Source organism: Rhizobium lusitanum, from assembly GCF_014189535.1.
Lineage (GTDB): Bacteria > Pseudomonadota > Alphaproteobacteria > Rhizobiales > Rhizobiaceae > Rhizobium > Rhizobium lusitanum_C.
The window spans coordinates 861,034-881,415 of the sequence record NZ_CP050308.1 but is presented as its reverse complement, the minus strand read 5'-3'; the positions used below and the strand labels follow the sequence as shown (position 1 = coordinate 881,415).

Sequence of the window (20,382 nt, the reverse complement as noted above, 5' to 3'; positions counted from 1 at the left end):
TAGAGCAGACTCAAGAATTTCCCTGCTTCTCTACTGCAGCCAACCAATTGTGCCAATTCTGCTCGGAACCGGCGAAAACATTGATGTCCGTCGGCCCCTTGATGCCGGGGATGACGCCGGTTGAGGTGTACTGCCAGAAAGCCCAGGAACGGTCGGTATAGGTCGCTGTCGGATGCTTGGCGACCGAGCGAACCCAGAAGTGATAGTCCTTGAAGTAACCCGCAAGATTCTCGCGATGGAAATCGACTGAGGTGTAGATGATCGGGCGCTTGCCGTAATAGGCTTGCAGGCGATCCATGAAACGCTTCATTTCCGTCCGAACCGTCTCCGGGGCCGGTCTGGTACGGCAGGTCGGTGAACCAGGATTCCATTCGACGTCAATAACAGGCGGAAGCGCCATGGCATCCTTCGGCACGTTGCGGATGAACCAATCGGCCTGCTCATCTGCCGTCGAGCAGAAATAATAGAAATGATAGGGTGCGTGCAGGATGCCGGCCGTGCTGGCTTCCTGCCAATATTCGCTGAAGCGAGGATCGATCCTGTCCTTGCCTTCGGTGGCCTTGATGAACACGAAGGCGACGCCGGAGCCCTTGACCGTCTGCCAGTCGATATCGCCCTGCCATTTGGAAACATCAATACCGTGGATGGGATGGCGCTCGGGGTGATCGCGGCCGAAATCCTGCGGCTTGGTATCCTTGAAGCGGGTCTTAGGAAGGGACGCCGTCTCGAGGGCATCATAGCCCGTCGTGCAGCTATTCAGGAGAAGGGCGAGCGGCAGTAAGCACAACAGAAGCCTGCGCATGGATATCCCGTTATGACGCGAGTGATCTTGCTGCCCCAAGGCTTGGCTTCCGTGATGTGTGGTCCCCGAAGATCCAAAAGAGGCAACAGCCAAGCTGATTGCAGCCCGGCCTTACCACTTTACTCACCATATCAACGTAAAAAATCCGTTATCTTCAAGTAAATTCTTATACTTGGAGCACTGAATAGGTGGATTTCGCGCCGAATTTGCCTCTTTGGCTAGGTGGCCGGCTTGATGATAACGGCTCTCCAGGCGTACCCCCGCCCAATCTCTTCGAAGATCAGCTTCGCGCCGCAGGCCTTAACCCGTTCTTCCAGCACCGTACGCAGGTCGGCGCGCGGGGTGACGTGGAACTTCTTCAGCCAGCCCTTCAGCATGGTGCGGAACCAGCCGGGCAGGCGCTCCTGCTGACCGAAATCGACAATATGCAACTCGCCGCCGGGCGCGACAGCATCGAGCGAAGCATCGATCGCGCTCTTCCAGTCGGGGATCATCGACAGGGCGTAGGAGACCATGACGCGGTCAAAACCGCCGACACCGAAATCAGTGGGCGAGAAGTCGGTGGCATCGGCGACGCGGAAGTCCGGTATCTGCTTCATGCCGCGAAAATTATTGCGGGCCGAGATCAGCATTTCCTGGGAAATGTCGAGGCCGTAGAGCTTGGCCGACGGGAAGCGGCGATGCGCCAGTAACATGTTGCGGCCGGTGCCGCAGCCGACTTCGAGCAGCGAGCCGCCGAAGGGCACGTTGAGATGGGCGATCGTACGGTCGCGGCCGAAGAGGTAGTATTTGCGGGTCAGGTCGTAGACATGCCGCTGGTAGCGGTACATGCCGTCCATCAGCCCGGCATGGTTCTTCGAATTCGCCTCGAGGCCTGTATCCGCCTGGCTCACGCTTTTTTCCCGTAAATATGGAAGCCGCCATAGATCGCCGAGCGGTCGCGAAGGTTAAGCGCCTGCGAGCGCTCTTCGTGATAGACCCATTGATCGCGGATCGCGGTCGAAAGTCGGCCCTCGATGATGCTCTTTTCAGCCGCAGTGCGGAAAATGACGCGGGCGCCTTCGCGGGCCGTGCGGGTGATTTCCGCCCAGAGTTCGTTGAGCTGCTCGTCGGTCATCCAGTCTTGTGCGTCGAGCAGGATGTAGCGGTCGCGCGAGGCGGCGGGCTTGGAGGCGAGCAGCTCGGTGAAGTTGGCGTGATGCACGCTGACACGGTCAGCGTTGGCGCGGATGGCGGCATAGTGCTCGGGCTTCAGGTAGGTTGGCAGCGGTCCCTGGTGCTGGGCGGCATAGCGACGCGCGAAGGCCTGCCAGGCAAAATAATTATCCTGCATCGGGAAGTGGCATGCCAGCTTTTCCAGGCGATGCTTCAACACTCCGGCTATGGAATCGTCACCGGCAAGGCTTGCGAGCTCGTCATATTGCTGCGGCGGAATGCCAAGTCCGAAAAGGGAGCTCTTGCGGCCGAGCAGCCAGCGCACCATCGGCCTGTCGAAGATCGGTGCGATCTCGTTGTCGAAAAACTGCCGCTGTTCGCGCAATGTACGTGCTTCGGTCAAGGGGGCGAGACGGACGCCGTGCAGGCGGGCCAATATATGCGCCGCGCCGATGAAGCGGCCAAGTAGGCCCGTCTTGTAGATGTTACGGTTGAACACCGTAACGCGGCGGCGACCGTACATGTCGCGGCCATCCCAATAGGCGGCGGTTGCCGGATCGAGCCGCGGTGCTATGAACTCTTCGTAGGCTTGGCTGTTCGTGTCTACGCCGGGCGTGGCGAAGAATCGCACCAGATCGGCATGACCGGGCAGCAGCCGGAAGGCGGCCAGCTTGAGCTTGTTCAGCGCGATATGGTGGCGATTGAGGTCGACCACGTCGATCGAAGCAGGGCTCTGCGAGAGATAGGCAAGCATGTTGCAGCCGCCGGAGCCGATGGTGACGATTCGATGATGGGGCTGAAGCTCCATCGCTTCCATGTCGATATCCGGGTCTTCCCAGATCTGCGGGTAGACAAGGCCGGAGAACAGCATACCGAACAGACGCTCGGAAAAGCCGGCCTTGGACAGGGCCTTATGTTGCAGCAGAGCGTCCTTGAGTTTCCGATTCTTGTGGAGACCGGCTTCCGGGGCGAATTCCGTCATCTGAGTCTTGTCACCAATTTGTCAGGTTCAGGGCGTGTAACCCGGCAATGCTACAGTCTGATGACGTGGGCTGTTGGTAGGTTCGGCCGCGCGGCGGTCATGCGGATATTTGCGAAACTGTAATGATGAAGGTCTTTCATATTGCACCGTTTCCTGATTGTGTCCGCATACCTTTGGAGGTGTATGGCATGCGTTTGATATCGAGAGCGATTACGGCTCTTGTTCTTTTATTGTTGATCATTGTCGCCGGTGGCGTCGTCTGGCTTTCCGTTTCGCCGCCTGAATTGCTGAGAGTCGGTGACGGCTATGCCGCCAAGATCGTCTGCTCGAATGTTTTTGTCGCCAAGCGCGATCCGGAGCAGGTGCTGGCTGACGATGTGCAGGCGCCGGGCAATCCGGCGCTGAAGCTCGTCCGGGTTTCGGTCGATCGGGAGGAGGGGGTGGTGACCGCCCGTATCCTTGGGATGTTTGCGCCGAATTATGCGCTCTATCGTGGCGCTCTCGGCTGCACGACGGTGTCGGATGGCGACCTACAGGCAGCGCGCAGTGCGGTCTTTCTGAACAAGGTGAAGGTGCCGAAGCGCGATTCTCCCTGGCCGGATGGCGACAAGGTCGCGAGCGATCAGGATGAGACGAATGCGACGCTGTCGAAGCTCTTGACCAATACGGATCTTGCCGGCCCATCCATGCGCGCCGTCGTCGTGATCAAGGATGGTCGCGTTGTGGCGGAGGCCTATGGCGAAGGGTTCGGCAAAGGCACACCGTTGATCGGCTGGTCGATGACGAAGACGGTCAACGCCGCGATCATCGGCCGGCTGATGCTGACCGGCCGCATGTCCTTTGACGACGAGAACCTTTTGCCGCAATGGAGCGGCGACGCCCGTAAAAGCATCAAGCTCAGCGATCTCCTCGCCATGGAAAGTGGTCTCGTCTTCAACGAGAGCTATGGCGCGGTATCGGACGTGACGCGCATGCTCTATCTCGATCCGGACTCGACCGGGATTGCCGCAAACGCGCCGCAGCAGGCTCCGGCTGGCGAGCGTTTCAGCTATTCGAGCGGCACGGCGACGCTGCTCTCAAGGCTCTGGATGAACAGGCTCCCGAATGAAAGCGCTGCGATCGCCTATCCGCGCGATGCGCTGTTTGCGCCGCTCGGCATGTCGAGCGCCGTGCTGGAGGCGGACGAGCGCGGCACCTTTATTGGCAGTTCCTATCTCTATGCAACGGCCCGCGACTGGGCGCGCTTCGGGCAATTCCTGTTGCAGGACGGTGTCTGGAAGGGCCAGCGCCTTTTGCCGGAAGGTTTTGTCGGTGCGATGCGCACGCCGACCAAGGCATCGGAAGGCGTCTATTCGCAGGTTCAGGCCTGGCTTGCTGGGCCGGGCGGTTCCAACGCACAGTTCGGCCTGCCGGCGGATACGTTCTGGATGCTCGGGCATGATGGTCAAAGTGTCGCCATCGTCCCATCCGCCAATCTTGTGCTGGTGCGCATGGGGCTGACGCCGAGCTGGCTGAATTACAAGCCGCAAATTCTGCTGAAGAAAATCCTGGATGTGACAACGCCGGCCAAGACTTGAGGTCGGGCCGGCGTTTGCAAATCTAAAGCTAGGATCAGTAATTGCCGTTGGCGACGTCCGTCAGGCCCTTGCGCTTGGCGTCATAATAGTAACCACGTGCGTAGAGCTGAACGGCACTGGCCTCTTTATTGGTGGCCTTGTTGTCGGCAACCATCCAAGCGCCGCGTAGGTATTTTGCCGCGTATTTGATGTTGGTCTCGGCATCGAGCAGACCCGACGCCGGGCCTTCATAACCCATCGACTTGGCGGTGTTGTACTTGATCTGCATCAGGCCGAAATAACCGGCCTTGTTATAGGCTTTCGGATCGTAACGGCTCTCGCGATGAACGACGCGATGGATCAGCGATTCAGGTATTTCGTAAATCTTGGCGTATTTCTGGATGAGCTTCGTAACGTAGCTCTTTTCCGCTGGCGGCACGTTGGATTCGTAATTCGGAGTGGTCAATACGGCTGAAACGACAGTGGGACCGCTGGTGTCGAAGTTGAAGTCGTAGCGCATGCGGTTGTCGGCATAACGCAAGGCGCCGATCTGCTGGGGAGCGGCATAGGCGACCTCGGCAGGTGCCATCACCGGTGCATCTTCATCGGGGCGTGGTGTTGGCACTGCTACTGAGCGGATTGCCGCGACGTCCGACGTCATAGGAATGGTCGCTTGAGCAGCGGAGGCCGAACTCGAGACCGGAAGCAGCGCGTTATCGCCGGGACGTGCCGGGTTTGGCATCGGGATGGCGACGACGGAGGGGACCGGCGGTTCGTCGGAGGCGGCATAGGCGGCCGCTGGTGACGTGTTCGCGGTCGGTGCACCAGTAGCGGCAGCGATGGCTACCGTGCCCTGGTTCGCGGCGTTGAGAGCATTTGCGCCCGGAGTGCCCATGCGGTCCTGAGCTGCCTGGATCTGGCCCTGGCCAACCGAACCGGCTTGAACGCGGTCGGACTTCGTCAGGACTGCCTGCTGCTGGGGTTGACCTTGCACGCCGGTCGCAGGAGCGGCGGCCGCCAAGGCAACGCCGCCAACGGGCGCGGCGACAGTCGTCGAGGCTGTATTCGGATGCGGCACGTTGGTTTGTGCCGACGGGAGACCGGCCTGGGACGTCTGCTGCTGAGTGCTTGCACACCCCGCAAGAGCGCCGCACATCATCGCCGAAAAGGCAACGCTGCGCTTCAGGCTGGAAAATCCAATCGCTACCATTCTGTCACTTTCGAAAAACCACCCCGTGTCCTGCGATGCAAATTCGTCACAGGATCAGCATATTTATGAATTCCCATTAACCTATGAATGATCCCATCGCAACCCTGGACGACCTCACGCGGCCATTCGACGGTATCCGGCGGTGACTGCGCCGGCTGCGATCAACAGGGTTCCGCCCGTGCGATTGACGGCGCGTTGCACGCTTGCCTTGCGAATAAAGCCGCGCGCCATGTCAGCAACGAAGACGTAAACCAACGAATTCAAAGCCGCCAAGGTCAGGAAAGTGGCTTCCAGAATAAAGGTTTGCTGGAGGAATGGTTTCGACATGTCGAGAAACTGCGGCACGAAGGCGATGAAGAAGATGATGCTTTTCGGGTTCAAGGCCGTTACAACATAGGCGTGTAGCATAATCTTCAGCGGTTTTTCCTCTGGAAGATTGTCGTTGTCACCCATCGGACCAGTGACGATCGGCGCACGCCAGAGCTTGATTCCAAGAAACATGAGGTAGGCCGCGCCGACCAGCTTCAGGACAGTAAACAGTGTCGCAGAAGTGGCGAGCAGCGTGCCAAGGCCGGCAAGTGAAGCCGTCATCGCGGTGAAGTCGCCAAGCGTTACGCCGGTCACGGTTGCCAGCGCCGTCTTGCGACCATGGCCCAGCGCATATGAGATCACGAGGAGAATGGTCGGGCCGGGAATAGCCAGCATGATGCAGGATGCGGCGGCGAAAGCGAGCCAGGTTTCAATCGTCATGGAATCCTCCTCTATTCCTTTTCGCCGCCAGCAAAGACATTGGATTTGCAATCCGTCAATTAGGATTGCGTGTATTTCTGGCCGATATGGTCCATGACCCCAGCAAACCACGGCAAGGACAGATCGAAGGGTTTGCCACCCTTGATGCGCGGGAATTCGATGGTGCGCAGCTTGCCGCCCTGGCCTTCGTCATGGCCGGTGACGCCGGATACCTTGTTCTGGGCGCTTTCGACTGCGAGGTCGACCATGCCCTGGATCAGGCGCAGATCTTCGCCGTTGGCGGGCGCGGAGCGAGCGAAATAGCCTGACTTCTGCACCATGGAGCGTTCGGCGCCGAGGAGGGCCGCGAATTGCTTTTGGAACCAGCTGCCGACATTGATGGTGTCGATCTTCACATGGCCGAAGGCGTCGCGCTTGATCGTTTCACCGGCGGCCTCGCGCTCGGCGACGATGGCGTCGAGTGCCGCACCTTCCGAGACGAACAGCGTCACATGACCGGTCTTTTCCATCAGCGATTTGAGACGGTCGGCCTCGGCCTCGATGTCGAAGGCCATCTCCGGGAGATAGAGGCCGTCGATGCTCTTCATCTCGGCATTGGTCATGAAGCCTTCAACATATTCGTTGGCGCTGGTCTTCTGGATATAGGCACGGGCAGTTGCAGCCGTCAGCCAGCCGCAGCTACGGCCCATAACTTCATGGATGACGAGAGTGCGCGGAGCGGCCGTCTGTTCGTTGCTGACATTGTCGAAGAAATGCGCCCCGACTTCGGCCGCCGTCCAGGCGCCGAGAGACTGGCGGATCGGCACGACATCGTTGTCGACCGTCTTCGGCAGGCCGACCACGGTGAGGTCGTAGCCATTGGCGCCGAGATAGGCGGCGAGATCGGCCGCTGTCGTGTTGGTGTCATCGCCACCGATCGTATGCAGGATGGTGACGCCATCGGAAGCGAGACGTTCCGCGGCGACGCGCAGCGGATTTTCACCTTCCTTGACCAGACCGCGCTTGACGCAGTCGGCGGCGTTGGTGAGCTTGACGCGGCTGTTGCCGATCGGCGAGCCGCCGTAGCGGTGCAGCAAGTACGCATCCTCGCGCATGCGGGGGGTGATTTCGATGCGATCGCCGAGCAGAACGCCCTGATATCCGGAGCGATAGGCGATGAGATCGAGATCGGGCGCTACGTCGGTATAGCGCTGGATCAGGCCGCCGACAGCGGAAGAGAGACAGGGCGCCAATCCGCCTGCGGTGAGCATTGCGACTTTCTGTTTGGCCATGGGGATCCTCCTTGCAGCCGTACTGCATCATTTCGGTGAGTGCCGTCGGAATGGATGCGACAGGCGGGCATGGGTGTAAAGTAAAGAATTTAAGAAAATCGCGGTTTGTCGGTTATCTCCATGGGGATTATTCCCGGTCGCACGAGTTTGAAAATGACGGTATCGAACACGGTATCATTACCGAATTGTGAAAAGTGTTTTCGGCCTTGCGACCAATGGACAGCTTGCAATTGCAACCATTATTTGATCAACGTGTTTCCTATCAGGAAGGATGATTAAGACCGTGATGTCGTTTTGGGAAAAGTTGCTGAATGCTGTTGGCGGCACCGCTGGCAATGCCCTGTCGGCTGTGGTTGAAGCTATCCGCACGCTGTTTGAAGGTGACCCGGAAACCCGCCGCAAGGTGGCTTTTTCGGTCTCCATAATAGCGCTTTCCGCCAAGATGGCGAAGGCAGACGGCGTGGTGACCGAAAAAGAGGTCAATGCCTTCCGCGAGATTTTCGAGTTTCCGGACGATCAGGCGAAGAACGTTGCTCGCCTTTATAATCTGGCGCGTCAGGACGTTGCTGGTTATGAGGCCTATGCCGAGCGGCTGTCGTCGCTTTGCGTCACCTGCGCTGCCAATTGCCCGGTCTTGGAAGAGGTGCTCGACGGCCTTTTCCATATCGCCAAGGCCGACGGCTTGATTCACGAGAAGGAAATGGCCTTCCTTCAGCACGTCGCGCAGATTTTCCATATGAGCGAGCAGCGCTTCGAGCAGATCATGGCGCGCCATGTCAGCGCCAATGGCCGCGATCCCTACAAGGTGCTGGGGGTTTCGCCCCAGGATGATTTCACGACCATTCGCCGCCGCTATCATGGACTGGTGTACGAGAACCATCCCGACCGTCTCGTTTCGCGTGGCGTGCCGGAGGAGTTCCACGTCATCGCCAATGAACGCATGGCGGCTCTGAATGCCGCATACGAGGAAATCGAGAAAGAACGCCGCGCCGCATGACGTCCTTTCCGGCAGATTTTGCGGGAGCCAGCGTGCAGCCGTCGCCGAACCATAGTGAGCGGAAAGACGGGCGCAAGCCGGATATGATCCTTCTGCACTACACCGGCATGGGCACTGCCGGAGGCGCTCTTGACTGGCTCTGTCGCAGTGAGAGCCAGGTGTCGAGCCACTATTTCGTCCACGAGGACGGCCAGGTGATCCAACTCGTGCCGGAAGAGCGTCGTGCCTGGCATGCCGGCAAGAGCTTGTGGCAAGGCGAAGCGGACATCAATTCGCTATCGATCGGCATCGAGATCGCCAATGCTGGCCATCCCGGCGGGCTGCCGGATTTCCCTGACGCGCAGGTCGAAGCGGTCATCGAACTATGTCGTGATTGCGGCAAACGCTGGGCAATCGCGCCTGAGCGGGTGCTTGGACACTCGGATGTTGCCCCTGTTCGCAAGGTCGATCCGGGCGAAAAATTCCCCTGGGCGCGACTGGCTGCGGCGGGTGTCGGCCATTGGGTCGAGCCGGCACCGATCACCGGCGGACGGTTCTTCCAGAAAGGCGATGTCGGTCAACCGATCGAGGCGTTGCAGTCAATGCTCTCGCTCTATGGTTATGGAACTGAAACCACAGGTGAATTCTCCACCAAGCTGGAGGGCGATGTCGAGGCGTTCCAGCGCCATTTCCGTCCGGAACGGGTGGACGGGATTGCCGATTTTTCGACCATCGACACGCTGCACCGCCTGCTCTCCGGCCTGCCTCGCTTTTCCTGACTCTAGCAGTCCTTTGTCTGCGGTTGCAGGCCCGCCTTCGTGCTGGAAATGCCTAAGGTGCTGCACTGCCACATCATTTCCCTATTATCTCCGCATTGCACTGGTCTAACGGCGCTTGCTGAACGGCGGCCGTGCAAGTTTAGTTTGTGTGTCGCACGGCCGTAAACAAATAACGGGGACCGTGCCCTCCGGCGGCTCTTTTTGCCTCCCGCCGGACTGATGGTGAATGCCATCCGCGATCCCACGCCCGGAGACAAAAGACTACATGAAAAATTTGATTGTTGCGGCGGCAGCGTGCGTGAGCGTGCTGCTGACAGGGTACGATTCTGCCTTTGCTGGCCCGCGTGGCGAAAAAACCGAGACCGTTTCCCTGCGGATCACCAAGCGCATGGCCAACTACCCGATGTCGGGTGTCCCCGCCGAATTACGTGACGTGGAAAACTCCTTCACCGGAAGAAAAGCCTATTCGGCTCTGATTACCAAATACGCCAAGCAAAATGGCGTGCCGGTCGAACTGGCGACCGCTGTCGTTCAGATCGAAAGCAATTTCAATCCAAGAACGCGCGGCAGCGCCGGCGAGATCGGCCTGATGCAGATCAAGCCGGCGACGGCACGGCTGATGGGTTATGCTGGCACCACCAAGGGTCTCTACGACCCCGAGACGAACATCAAGTTCGGCATGAAATACCTTGCCATGGCGCAGGATCTTGGCGGTGGGCAGACCTGCAACACCATCCTCAAGTACAATGCCGGCCACGGCGCGACCCGCATGAATCCGATCTCCAAAAGATATTGCGGCAAGGTGCTGGCACTGCTCGATTAAGCTCGCTTTCCAGTGGGATCGCGGGTAGGGCGGAATCGCTTTCCATGTTATCGAACACGCGTTCATTTGCGAGGGACGTAACATGGCAGCGGATTTCAGGTTCATCGTCGTCGGTCGGGGAATGATGGGGGCGGCTGCCGCCCGCCATCTGGCCAGGCAAACTGACGGTATCGCCGTCATCGGCCCGGATGAGCCTGAAGACCGAGCCACCCATCAGGGTGTGTTCGGCAGTCACTACGACGAGGGCCGCATCACCCGCACCATCGACCCCGACGCTGACTGGGCGCGGCTCGCCAATCGCTCGATCGCCCGCTATGCCGAGATCGAGCGTGATAGCGGCATCCAGTTCTACTCGCCGGTCGGTTGCCTCGTTGTCGGACCGAAGCGGGGTGGCGCCGATGCCTATGTTGGCGATGTCATCGATGCGGCCACTCGACTGGGCGTCCAGACGGAGCTTTTGGACGATGTCGGGCTGAAGGCGAAGTTTCCGTTCTTCTCCTTCGCGGCGAAAAACGAAGGCGTCTACGAGCCACAGGGCGCGGGCCATATCAGTCCGAGACGGCTGGTGAAAGCGCAGTCGCTGCTGGCGGAGAAAGCGGGAGCGAAGGTCATCAAGCAGACCGCTGTCTCGATCCGCGACGAAAGCGGTCTGGCCGCGGTCACCACGGCGGAAGGCGAGACGTTTCGTGCCGAGAAAATCCTGCTTGCCGCTGGCGGTTTCTCCATTGCGGAGAATCTGTTGCCGCGACCTGTTGAGATGAAGGTTTATGGGCGCACGGTGACTTTCTTCGAGGTCAGCAAGGACGAAGCCGAGGCGATGTCGGCGATGCCGTCGCTGATATCCAAGACGCTCGACGATATCGACAGCATCTATATGCTGCCGCCGATCCACTATCCTGACGGCAAATATTACATGAAGATCGGCGGCGATCCGGACGACCTCCAGTTCGATAGCGAGCCGGAGTTGCGCGCATGGTTCCGCACAGCCGGCCGCGACAAGGCGCGCGATCACCTGGCGCGGATTTTCCACGAACTGGTTCCCGGTGTGACCCGGCCGTCCTCACTGACCAATTCCTGCGCCGTTTCCTACTCGCCCACCGGCTATCCCATGATCGGTTACACGTCTTCGCCGCGCGTGGCGGTTTTGACCGGCGGCTGCGGCGCAGCGGCCAAGAGTTCGGATGAGATCGGCAGGCTCGGTGCCGAGTTGCTGCTCGAAGGTCGAATCAAGGACGACGGCTACCACACGGATTTCTCAGCACATTTCGACGCCTAGGTCGAAGCTGGGATAAAGCCACATATTTCGGTGGCAATTGCTGGCGGTCTCGGCTAATGAGCCCCTGCCAGTTGGCTGGGCAGCCGCGCTTTACCAATGCCGAAAGGCGGTAGGGGGAGGAAAGTCCGGGCTCCACGGAAACACGGTGCCGGATAACGTCCGGCGAGGGCGACCTCAGGGAAAGTGCCACAGAAAGCAAACCGCCCGATCCTCGGATCGGGTAAGGGTGAAAGGGTGGGGTAAGAGCCCACCGCGTCTCTGGAAACAGCGACGGCACGGTAAACCCCACCGGGAGCAAAACCGAATAGGGATGACGCGGAGCGCGAAAGCGTTCCAGCCCGTTTCCGGGCCGGTCATCCGGGTGGGTTGCATGAGGCGGCGCGTAAGCGTCGTCCCAGATGAATGGCTGCCACGTTCCGGCCTCGGTCGGAGCCATACAGAACCCGGCTTACAGGCCAACTGGCAAATCATCCTTCGCGACGCTGATGCATCGTCATCCGGGCTCGCGAAACATTTTTCAGGCGATCGAAAGCCTTGGTTCCCAGCCTCTTCGCCATGTCCGGAGAAGGCGTTTTCGCCTGTGAAAACAAACTGTTTTGGAGCATCCGCTCAGGGTGATCATAACCTTTCGTTAAACTTAACGGGTTATGAATATTTAAGCTGTGGCCACGTCTCTGTGGCTTCATCCCATTGACGCCCATATGGTCCCATGGTATCCCAAAAGCACATTGCACAAGGGCAAATCAGTGCCCATTCATCGCAAAGCCATGATCCCTCCCGTCAAGGAGGCGTCGGAAGAGTGTTCGTTCTTTCGGCTTGCGAAGCTGTGTCCGATTTTGGCTGTGTCTGTGGGCGAGTAGTTGCCCGTGGGTCATGGGGAACGGGTGTTTCGCGTCATGAACCGCTTCCTGTCGAATGCGACAAACAGGATCGATACCAAGGGCCGTGTATCGGTGCCGGCGGCGTTTCGGTCCGTGCTGGCGGAGCGCGATATCCAGGAGCTGTATTGTTTCCAGGATTTTGTGTTCCCGGCGATCAGCGTCGGTGGTCTCGATCTGCTCGACCGCTTCGAGCGGCAGATTGCGGCGGACGATCCATTTTCGCCGGCGGCGAACCAGATGTCGCTCCTCATTCACGGGGGCGGGGTCTTTATGAGGCTCGATGCGGAAGGGCGGTTGATGGTCACGGATTTTATCCGCGACTTCACCGGTATCACCAACGAGGTGACCTTTGTCGGTCGGGCGGACCATTTTCAACTGTGGCAGCCGGAGGCCTTTCAGGCCTTGCAGGCGCACGCACGAGAGGAGCGCAAGCTGGTGGGGCGGCGCTCAGAATAGAACGGGGAAGCGGAATGGTGGCGAATTCAGGCGGAGGTTTGACTGATGCCGATGGCGGACCGGTTCGCCACATCCCGGTTCTTCTTGCTGAAGTGCTCGATGCGCTGGCGCCAGCGGTCGGTAAAGTTATTCTCGATGGCACGTTCGGTGCTGGCGGGTACACATCGGCCATCCTGTCGGCCGGCGCCGACGTGATTGCGCTCGATCGCGATCCCTCGGCAATCTCCGCAGGGCAGGCCGTGGTCGCAGCGCATGCGGGCCATCTCACGCTCATCCAAACGCAGTTTTCGCAGCTCGCCGATCACGCTCCTCAGGGTGGGCTCGACGGTATTGTGCTCGATATCGGCGTTTCCTCCATGCAGCTCGACGAGGCCGAGCGCGGTTTCTCGTTCAACAAGAACGGCCCGCTCGACATGCGTATGTCGGCGAGCGGCGTGTCGGCGGCCGATGTTGTCAATCACGCCAAGCTTGCCGATCTCATCCGCATCTTCGTCTTTCTCGGCGAGGAGAAGCAGGCTCCGCGGATCGCCCATGCGATCGAAAAGCGCCGGGCGGAAGCGCCCTTCGTCACGACCCGCGATCTTGCCGGCCTTATCGAAATCGTTACGCCGCGGAAGGCCAAGGACAAGATCCATCCGGCAACCCGCGTCTTCCAGGCGCTGCGTATCTTCGTCAATGACGAGTTGGGTGAGCTCGCGCAGGCGCTGTTTGCCGCCGAGCGCGCGCTGAAGCCGGGCGGGCGTCTGGTGGTCGTCACCTTCCATTCGCTGGAGGATCGCATCGTCAAGAAGTTCTTCGCCGATCGTTCCGGCCGCGCAGGCGGTTCTCGCCATATGCCCGTGGTGCATGAGCGGCTGGCAACATTCGATCCGATCGGCAAGCCGATGATTTCGGCTAGTGATGCGGAGGCGGAGGTCAATCCGCGGTCGCGTTCGGCCAAGCTGCGCGCTGGTCTTCGCACAAGCGTACCGGCTGAAGCCGCCGATCTATCCATCTTCGATCTGCCCAATCTCGCCAGTCTCGGAAAGCTTGGAGGTTGATATGCTGAGGACTTTTGACATCGTTCTGATTGGCGTCATGACGGCAACGGCCAGTGTCACCTACACGATCAAGCATCGTGCCGAGCTGAAGCTCGAGGAGGTTCACCGCCTTGAATCCGAGATCAAGCTGGAGAAGGACACGATCGAGCTTCTGAAGGCGGACTGGGCGCTGGTCGTTCAGCCTAACCGCCTGGAACGGCTGGTCAACAACTACAATAGCGAACTCAAGCTGCAGCCGACGCTCTCGACCGCGATCGTGCAGCCGAGCGAATTGCCGATGCTGCGCACGCAGCTTCCGCCTGAAATAGTCGCTGATGCCAAGGATGATACGACGTCAGGGAATGCCAAGGCCGGTGGCGCCAAGACGAGCGGCGGCAAGGTGACTGCTGCCGCGGCTGCGAAGAATAGCGATACGACGGATGCGGCGATCAGGAAGGCGATCGCTGACGTCGCCTCCGCTCCCGCGCCGCGCCAAGCTACAAAGCAGCCGTCGCTGGCAAAGCGCAAGAAGCAGGATGTCGACAATATCGCAACGGGATCGGTGAACGAGTGATGTCTTTTCTTTCGCGCATCATGGTCTTGAAAAGCAAGGCGCATTTCTCCACCGACGGCAACAATCGCCCGAGTGGCGGCTTCGGAAATTCGACCTTCGAAGGCGTCCGTAAGCGCAAGTCCAATCAGGCCAAGAGCCGCGTTGTTCTGCTGGTTGCAAGCTTTGCCGTTGTTTACTGCGTCATCGGCGGACGTCTTGCCCAGTTTGCCATGACGGCGCCGGATACGACGTCGAGCATCCTGCCGCCGGACCGGCTGATGGCGTCACGCCCTGACATCGTCGACCGTAACGGTGCACTGCTTGCGACTGATATCCGCACCGTTTCGCTGTTTGCCGAACCAAACAAGATCATCGATCCCGACGAGGCGGTCGAGGAGTTGCGCACCGTTCTGCCAGATCTCGATACCAAGGGCACCTACAAGAAGCTTGCCGCCAAGACCTCGCATTTTGCCTGGCTTCGCCGTCAGCTGACGCCGAAGCAGCAGAGCCAGATCCTGGCACTCGGGATTCCCGGCATTGGCTTTCGTCCGGAGAAGCGCCGCTTCTATCCGGGCGGCTCAACCGCTTCCCACATTCTCGGCTACGTCAATATCGACAATCGCGGCGTTGCCGGGATGGAGAAATACATCGACGATCAGGGGCTTGCCGATCTCGCAGCTGCCGGCATGACCAACACTCAGCCGCTGCAGCCGGTCAAGCTTTCGATCGATCTGCGCGTGCAGGACATCGTCCATGACGCCGTCGTCAACGCCGTCAACAATTTCCAGGCCAAGGGCGCCGGGGCGGTGGTGCTTGACGTTCATACGGGCGAAGTGGTCGCGATGGCGTCCGCCCCTGATTTCGATCCCAATTATCCGAACGAGAGCGCTTCGGAAGGCTGGCTCAACCGCATGACGAACGGCACGTTCGAAATGGGGTCGACCTTCAAGACCTTCACCATGGCGATGGCGTTCGATTCCGGCAAGGTCACGATGCGTGACGCCTTCGATGCCACCAATCCAATCCGTATCGGTGGTTTCACCATCAAGGATTTCCATGGCCAGCGTCGCGTGCTGACCGTTCCGGAAATTTTCCAGTACTCCTCGAACATCGGCACGGCGAAGATCGCCGATCTCGTCGGCATCGAAGGTCACAAGGAGTTTCTGACGCGCATAGGGCTGCTCAGCAAGATGCACACCGAGTTGCCGGAAGTGAAGATGCCGAGCCAGCCGCGCGTGTGGAAGAAGATCAACTCGATCACCATTTCCTTCGGACACGGCGTTTCCACTACCCCGCTGCAGACGGCCGTCGCCGGTGCCGCCCTTGTCAACGGCGGCAAGCTCATCGACCCGACCTTCCTGCCGCGCAACCGCTCCGATGCTGACGAGATCGCGAAAACCGTCATCAAGAAAAGCACCAGCGACAATGTGCGCTTCCTGCTCGACTTCAACGGCTCGAAGGGTTCCGGCCGCGCTGCCCGTGTTCCGGGCTATGATGTCGGCAGCAAGACCGGCACGGCCGACAAGGTCGTCCATGGCCGCTATTCGAATACGCTGAACTTCAACACCTTCCTGGCGGCGTTCCCGATCGACAATCCGCAATACATCATCATGACCTTCTGCGACGAGCCGAAGACCGGTGAGCATGGCGGCACGATCTCGGCCTATACAGCGGCGCCGATCGCTCGCGATATCATCGCCAGGGCCGCGCCGATCCTTGGAATCCAGCCCAGCTTTGGAAAAGATAACTCGGCCTTGCTGGTGTCTTATTAAGCGTGAAAGAATACACGGGTCGATTCGCGAGAGGGCGGAGCGATCAAAAACGAAAAGTATATTCGATGAACTTGCGGGACATTGCCGGAAATACGTTTCCGGAACTCAACGGACAGGTCGGCGGGACACTTGGCGATCTCGAGATAACTGGCCTTTCCGCCGACAGTCGCAAGGTTACACCGGGCATGGCGTTTGTCGCTGTTGCCGGCACGAAGGCTGACGGCGCAAGTTTCATTGCCGACGCCGTTTCCCGTGGCGCATCTGTCGTTATCGCCGGCCATGGCGCAGCCGCAACCGGTGCGCCGCTTTTGACCGTTGCCGAGCCGCGCCGTTTTCTCGCCGTTGCCGCTTCACGCTTTTATAACAAGCAGCCCGAAACGATGGTTGCCGTAACCGGCACCGCCGGCAAGACCTCGGTCGCTTCCTTCACCAGGCAGATCTGGGCATATGCAGGTCATCCGGCCGCGATGATCGGCACGACCGGCGTCGTATCGCCGACACGCAACGACTACGGCTCGCTGACGACGCCCGACCCGGTGTCGCTGCACCAGTTGCTTGTCGAACTTGCCGACGAAGGCGTCACCCATGCGGCGATGGAAGCTTCAAGCCACGGTCTCGACCAATTCCGCCTCGACGGCGTCAGGCTGGCTGCCGCCGCCTTCACCAATCTTGGCCGCGACCACATGGATTATCACCCGACGGTCGAGGATTATATGGCCGCCAAGATGCGGCTGTTCCGCGATCTGCTGCCCAAGGGCTCGCCGGCGGTCATCTTTGCCGATGATCCATGGTCGGAACAGGCGATTGCCGCTGCGCGTGACGCCGGGCAGGAGATACGGACTGTCGGCCGCAAGGGCGAATTTTTGGCGCTGAAGCGCGTCGAGCATTTCCGTCATAAGCAGATTGCCGAAGTGCATTTCGGCGACGATATTTTCGAGATTCACATTCCGCTCGCCGGCGACTTCCAGGTTGCCAACGCACTCGTCGCAGCAGGTCTTGCCATATCAACCGGCGTTGCCGCGCCGGTCGCGATGGCGGCGCTCGAGAAACTCGTAGGTGCTGCAGGCCGATTGGAGCTTGTCGGTCATACGCATGACGGCGCGCTGGCCTATGTCGACTACGCCCATAAGCCGGATGCCCTGGAAAATGTGCTGAATTCCGTACGGCCGTTCACCACCGGCCGCATCATCGTCGTCTTCGGCTGCGGCGGTGATCGTGATCGCGGCAAACGGCCGATCATGGGAGAAATTGCCTGCCGTCTGGCTGACGTGGTCATCGTTACCGATGACAATCCGCGCTCTGAAGAGCCGGCGGCCATTCGCGCCGAGATCATGGCGGCGGCATCCTGTGCCACCGAGATCGCCGATCGCGCCGAGGCGATCCGCGAAGCTGTCGGCATGTTGAAATCCGGCGACACGTTGATTGTCGCGGGCAAGGGGCACGAGGAAGGTCAGACGATCGGTAGCGTTACGCTGCCCTTCTCCGATCATGCTGAACTGCGCAAAGCATTGGAAGAGGTAAAGTCTTGAGCTGGCTATGGACAACTGAAGACATGATCGCCGCCATTGTGGGCCGCTCCTTCGGGGCGATGCCTGAAGGCATTACGGGGATTTCCATCGATAGCCGCTCGATCAAGCCCGGCGAAGCTTTCTTTGCCATCAAGGGCGATCGTGTGGATGGTCACGACTACGCCAATCTGGCGATGGCCAATGGTGCGGCAATGATCATCATCAGCGAGGCGCGGCTGCCGGCCATGGGGCGGCTAACCGTGCCGAAGATCGTTGTCGATGACGTCCTGGCGGCGCTCGGAAGATTGGGTGTTGCCGCTCGCCAGCGCACACAGGCGAAAATCATCGCCGTCACGGGATCGGTCGGCAAGACGACCACAAAGGAGATGCTGCGTCGGACACTCTCGCCGTCGGGCAAGGTGCATGCTTCCGTCGCTTCCTTCAACAATCATTGGGGCGTGCCACTCACCTTGGCGCGCATGCCTGAGGATACGGATTTCGGTGTCTTCGAAGTCGGCATGAATCATGCCGAAGAGATCCGGCCGCTTGCCAAGATGGTGCAGCCGAATGTGGCGATCATCACCACGATCGCACCGGCTCACCTCGGCAATTTCAAGAGCATCACGGAAATAGCCGCCGCCAAGGCGGAGATTTTTGACGGCGTCGCGCCGGGCGGTCATGTCATTCTCAACCGCGACAACGACCAGTTCGAATTCCTGGAGCGTGCCGCATTGGCGGCCGGTGTCGAGCATGTGCATAGCTTCGGGCAGCATGCCAAGGCGGATGTGCGGCTGGCGGAATTCAACGCCTCGGAAGAGAACTCAACGCTGTGGCTGACGATTGGCGGCGAGACTATGGAAGTGGCGATCGGCGCACCCGGACGGCATATTGCGGAAAACGCGCTGGCCGTTCTCGGGGCTGTGATGCTGGTCGATGCCGATCTCGACAAGGCGATCGATGCGCTGGCGGGCCTGCAGGCCGAAAAGGGCAGGGGACAGCGCCACAAGCGGGCGGTCGGCAACGGCTATTTCACGCTGATCGACGAAAGTTACAACGCCAATCCCGCTTCCATGCGCGCGGCTATCGCGCTGCTGGCGACATCTTTGCCGGATGCGAATGTCGGGAGCAGGGCGGGCAGGCGGATCGCTATCCTCGGCGACATGCTGGAAATGGGGGATTATGTCCAGCGGGTGCATGCCAACCTTGCCGGGCCGCTGCTTGCGGCCGGCATCGAGCATGTCTGGCTGGCGGGTCCGGAGATGGTGGCGCTAAGGGATGCGCTGCCGGAAAGTGTTTATGTCGAATACCGCGAGAACACGGAAGAACTCTCGGAATTCGTACTCAATTCCGTCGCCCCTGGCGACGTCTTGATGGTGAAATCGTCGCTGGGGACAGGTTTCGGGAAGATCGTGACGGCTTTGCTTGACAAGTTTCCAGCATTCTCCGACACGGAGCCCCACTCCCATCAGGGGCTTTAGAAAGGGCTCTTATGCTAATCTGGCTTGCCGAACTGTCGGACCATATTCATTTTTTCAGTACCCACTTCAGATTTCTCAATCTGTTCAGATACATCACGTTCCGCACAGGCGGCGCCTTGTTCACCTCGGCGTTGATCGTATTCCTCTTCGGACCGCGAATCATCGCTTCCCTGCGTGTGCGTCAGGGCCGGGGACAGCCGATTCGCGCCGACGGTCCGCAGACCCACTTCAAGAAGGCCGGTACGCCGACCATGGGCGGCCTGATGATCCTGGCCGGCATCGTGGTGTCGTCGTTGTTGTGGGCCGATCTTGCCAATGTTTACGTGGTTGCGACGCTGCTCGTCACCCTGGGCTTCGGGGCTATCGGTTTTTATGACGATTATCTCAAGGTAACGAAGCAGAGCGACAAGGGTTTCTCCGGCCGCGCCCGCCTCGGCCTCGAATTTATCATCGCCGCGATCGCCGTCTACTTCATGATGAACACGGCGCTGTCCTCCGGTCCCGCCGGCTCGACCTTCGGTTCGTCCGTTGCCTTCCCGTTCTTCAAGAGTTTCATGCTCAATCTCGGCATGTTCTTCGTGTTGTTTGGGGCTTTCGTCATTGTTTCGGCGGGCAACGCCGTGAACCTGACCGACGGCCTTGACGGGCTTGCCATTGTGCCCGTCATGATCGCCGCGGCGTCCTTCGGCGTCATCTCCTATCTCGCCGGCAACTTCGTCTTCGCCGACTATCTGGCGATCAACTTTGTGCCCGGCACCGGCGAATTGGCCGTGGTGCTTGGCGCAGTCATCGGCGCCGGCCTCGGATTTCTTTGGTTCAACGCTCCACCGGCGGCCATCTTCATGGGCGACACCGGTTCGCTGGCGCTCGGTGGCCTGATCGGTACGGTGGCGGTTGCCACTAAGCATGAGATCGTCATGGCGATCATCGGCGGTCTCTTCGTGTTGGAGGCACTTTCGGTCATCATCCAGGTCGGCTTCTTCAAAATGACCAGGCGGCGCGTCTTCCTGATGGCGCCGATCCACCATCACTTCGAAAAGAAGGGGTGGACGGAAAGCCAGGTGGTTGTTCGTTTCTGGATTGTCGCGGTCATCCTGGCGATGGTCGGCCTTTCCACCCTGAAGCTCCGGTGAGG

Annotated in this window: 18 protein-coding genes and 1 other RNA gene; 13 read left to right on the top strand and 6 right to left on the bottom strand. The window is 59.7% G+C overall.

The window, feature by feature from the left end; all coding sequences use genetic code 11:
* Positions 1-10: 10 nt before the first annotated feature.
* From HB780_RS18045 to HB780_RS18035, 3 genes are all read right to left on the bottom strand, one after another.
* Positions 11-802, bottom strand: a complete 792-nt coding sequence (locus HB780_RS18045) for a glycoside hydrolase family 25 protein (protein ID WP_183694508.1) — start codon at positions 800-802, stop codon at positions 11-13.
* 218 nt (positions 803-1,020) lie between these two features.
* Positions 1,021-1,695 carry a class I SAM-dependent methyltransferase gene (locus tag HB780_RS18040; RefSeq protein WP_435693911.1) on the bottom strand — a complete coding sequence of 225 codons (675 nt, stop codon included), beginning with the start codon at positions 1,693-1,695 and terminating at the stop codon, positions 1,021-1,023.
* On the bottom strand, positions 1,692-2,939 hold the full coding sequence (locus tag HB780_RS18035; protein WP_183694505.1) for a BtaA family protein: 1,248 nt from the start codon (positions 2,937-2,939) through the stop codon (positions 1,692-1,694). The genes HB780_RS18040 and HB780_RS18035 overlap by 4 nt, the downstream gene beginning before the upstream one ends.
* Positions 2,940-3,127: 188 nt before the next feature.
* Between HB780_RS18035 and HB780_RS18030 the strand changes: the two genes are divergently transcribed.
* A complete protein-coding gene (locus tag HB780_RS18030) occupies positions 3,128-4,516 on the top strand; it encodes a serine hydrolase domain-containing protein (protein ID WP_183694502.1) in 1,389 nt (462 codons plus the stop codon).
* Between the two features lie 34 nt (positions 4,517-4,550).
* Here HB780_RS18030 and HB780_RS18025 read toward each other — a convergent pair whose 3' ends face one another.
* The 3 genes from HB780_RS18025 to HB780_RS18015 form a co-directional block, all read right to left on the bottom strand.
* Positions 4,551-5,705 (bottom strand): transglycosylase SLT domain-containing protein, encoded by a 1,155-nt coding sequence (locus HB780_RS18025; RefSeq protein WP_183694499.1) that lies wholly within the window; start codon positions 5,703-5,705, stop codon positions 4,551-4,553.
* A 114-nt stretch (positions 5,706-5,819) separates the two neighbouring features.
* Positions 5,820-6,455, bottom strand: a complete 636-nt coding sequence (locus HB780_RS18020; RefSeq protein ID WP_183694496.1) for a LysE family translocator — start codon at positions 6,453-6,455, stop codon at positions 5,820-5,822.
* A 59-nt stretch (positions 6,456-6,514) separates the two neighbouring features.
* A complete protein-coding gene (locus tag HB780_RS18015) occupies positions 6,515-7,726 on the bottom strand; it encodes a pyrophosphate--fructose-6-phosphate 1-phosphotransferase (protein WP_183694494.1) in 1,212 nt (403 codons plus the stop codon).
* 286 nt (positions 7,727-8,012) lie between these two features.
* Here HB780_RS18015 and HB780_RS18010 point away from each other — a divergent pair, with 286 nt between their 5' ends.
* The 12 genes from HB780_RS18010 to mraY all read left to right on the top strand — a co-directional run bounded on the left by HB780_RS18010 (position 8,013) and on the right by mraY (position 20,380).
* Positions 8,013-8,723 (top strand): J domain-containing protein, encoded by a 711-nt coding sequence (locus HB780_RS18010; protein WP_183697235.1) that lies wholly within the window; start codon positions 8,013-8,015, stop codon positions 8,721-8,723.
* Positions 8,720-9,481 (top strand): N-acetylmuramoyl-L-alanine amidase, encoded by a 762-nt coding sequence (locus HB780_RS18005; RefSeq protein ID WP_183694491.1) that lies wholly within the window; start codon positions 8,720-8,722, stop codon positions 9,479-9,481. The genes HB780_RS18010 and HB780_RS18005 overlap by 4 nt, the downstream gene beginning before the upstream one ends.
* Positions 9,482-9,746: 265 nt before the next feature.
* Complete coding sequence (locus tag HB780_RS18000) at positions 9,747-10,304, top strand: lytic transglycosylase domain-containing protein (protein WP_183694489.1); 558 nt, start codon at positions 9,747-9,749, stop codon at positions 10,302-10,304.
* Between the two features lie 82 nt (positions 10,305-10,386).
* Positions 10,387-11,580 (top strand): NAD(P)/FAD-dependent oxidoreductase, encoded by a 1,194-nt coding sequence (locus HB780_RS17995; protein ID WP_183694486.1) that lies wholly within the window; start codon positions 10,387-10,389, stop codon positions 11,578-11,580.
* A 67-nt stretch (positions 11,581-11,647) separates the two neighbouring features.
* An RNA gene (rnpB, locus tag HB780_RS17990) (RNase P RNA component class A) lies at positions 11,648-12,047 on the top strand.
* A 429-nt stretch (positions 12,048-12,476) separates the two neighbouring features.
* Positions 12,477-12,917, top strand: coding sequence for a division/cell wall cluster transcriptional repressor MraZ (mraZ, locus tag HB780_RS17985; RefSeq protein WP_286203131.1), 441 nt, complete (start codon positions 12,477-12,479; stop codon positions 12,915-12,917).
* 14 nt (positions 12,918-12,931) lie between these two features.
* A complete protein-coding gene (gene rsmH, locus HB780_RS17980) occupies positions 12,932-13,957 on the top strand; it encodes a 16S rRNA (cytosine(1402)-N(4))-methyltransferase RsmH (protein ID WP_183694479.1) in 1,026 nt (341 codons plus the stop codon).
* A 1-nt stretch (position 13,958) separates the two neighbouring features.
* Complete coding sequence (gene ftsL / locus HB780_RS17975; protein ID WP_183694475.1) at positions 13,959-14,510, top strand: cell division protein FtsL; 552 nt, start codon at positions 13,959-13,961, stop codon at positions 14,508-14,510.
* Complete coding sequence (locus HB780_RS17970; protein ID WP_183694472.1) at positions 14,510-16,261, top strand: peptidoglycan D,D-transpeptidase FtsI family protein; 1,752 nt, start codon at positions 14,510-14,512, stop codon at positions 16,259-16,261. The genes ftsL and HB780_RS17970 overlap by 1 nt, the downstream gene beginning before the upstream one ends.
* A gap of 65 nt (positions 16,262-16,326) precedes the next feature.
* Positions 16,327-17,790 (top strand): UDP-N-acetylmuramoyl-L-alanyl-D-glutamate--2,6-diaminopimelate ligase, encoded by a 1,464-nt coding sequence (locus HB780_RS17965; RefSeq protein ID WP_183694469.1) that lies wholly within the window; start codon positions 16,327-16,329, stop codon positions 17,788-17,790.
* Positions 17,787-19,247: a UDP-N-acetylmuramoylalanyl-D-glutamyl-2,6-diaminopimelate--D-alanyl-D-alanine ligase gene (locus HB780_RS17960; protein WP_183694465.1), complete on the top strand. Its 1,461-nt coding sequence runs from the start codon at positions 17,787-17,789 to the stop codon at positions 19,245-19,247. Before HB780_RS17965 ends, HB780_RS17960 begins: the two co-directional genes overlap by 4 nt.
* 11 nt (positions 19,248-19,258) lie before the next feature.
* The gene (gene mraY, locus HB780_RS17955; RefSeq protein WP_183694462.1) at positions 19,259-20,380 is read left to right on the top strand and encodes a phospho-N-acetylmuramoyl-pentapeptide-transferase; all 1,122 of its coding nucleotides are present in this window, start codon (positions 19,259-19,261) and stop codon (positions 20,378-20,380) included.
* Positions 20,381-20,382: the final 2 nt, after the last annotated feature.

Bases quoted from the DNA above. Each gene is read 5' to 3' on its own strand.
- rsmH (WP_183694479.1), top strand. From the start codon at position 12,932: ATGGTGGCGAATTCAGGCGGAGGTTTGACTGATGCCGATGGCGGACCG.
- mraY (WP_183694462.1), top strand. From the start codon at position 19,259: ATGCTAATCTGGCTTGCCGAACTGTCGGACCATATTCATTTTTTCAGT.
- HB780_RS18030 (WP_183694502.1), top strand. From the start codon at position 3,128: ATGCGTTTGATATCGAGAGCGATTACGGCTCTTGTTCTTTTATTGTTG.
- HB780_RS18035 (WP_183694505.1), bottom strand. From the start codon at position 2,939: ATGACGGAATTCGCCCCGGAAGCCGGTCTCCACAAGAATCGGAAACTC.
- ftsL (WP_183694475.1), top strand. From the start codon at position 13,959: ATGCTGAGGACTTTTGACATCGTTCTGATTGGCGTCATGACGGCAACG.
- HB780_RS18010 (WP_183697235.1), top strand. From the start codon at position 8,013: ATGTCGTTTTGGGAAAAGTTGCTGAATGCTGTTGGCGGCACCGCTGGC.
- HB780_RS18000 (WP_183694489.1), top strand. From the start codon at position 9,747: ATGAAAAATTTGATTGTTGCGGCGGCAGCGTGCGTGAGCGTGCTGCTG.
- HB780_RS18045 (WP_183694508.1), bottom strand. From the start codon at position 802: ATGCGCAGGCTTCTGTTGTGCTTACTGCCGCTCGCCCTTCTCCTGAAT.
- HB780_RS18015 (WP_183694494.1), bottom strand. From the start codon at position 7,726: ATGGCCAAACAGAAAGTCGCAATGCTCACCGCAGGCGGATTGGCGCCC.
- HB780_RS18025 (WP_183694499.1), bottom strand. From the start codon at position 5,705: ATGGTAGCGATTGGATTTTCCAGCCTGAAGCGCAGCGTTGCCTTTTCG.
- HB780_RS18005 (WP_183694491.1), top strand. From the start codon at position 8,720: ATGACGTCCTTTCCGGCAGATTTTGCGGGAGCCAGCGTGCAGCCGTCG.
- HB780_RS17965 (WP_183694469.1), top strand. From the start codon at position 16,327: ATGAACTTGCGGGACATTGCCGGAAATACGTTTCCGGAACTCAACGGA.
- HB780_RS18020 (WP_183694496.1), bottom strand. From the start codon at position 6,455: ATGACGATTGAAACCTGGCTCGCTTTCGCCGCCGCATCCTGCATCATG.
- HB780_RS17995 (WP_183694486.1), top strand. From the start codon at position 10,387: ATGGCAGCGGATTTCAGGTTCATCGTCGTCGGTCGGGGAATGATGGGG.
- HB780_RS17970 (WP_183694472.1), top strand. From the start codon at position 14,510: ATGTCTTTTCTTTCGCGCATCATGGTCTTGAAAAGCAAGGCGCATTTC.
- mraZ (WP_286203131.1), top strand. From the start codon at position 12,477: ATGAACCGCTTCCTGTCGAATGCGACAAACAGGATCGATACCAAGGGC.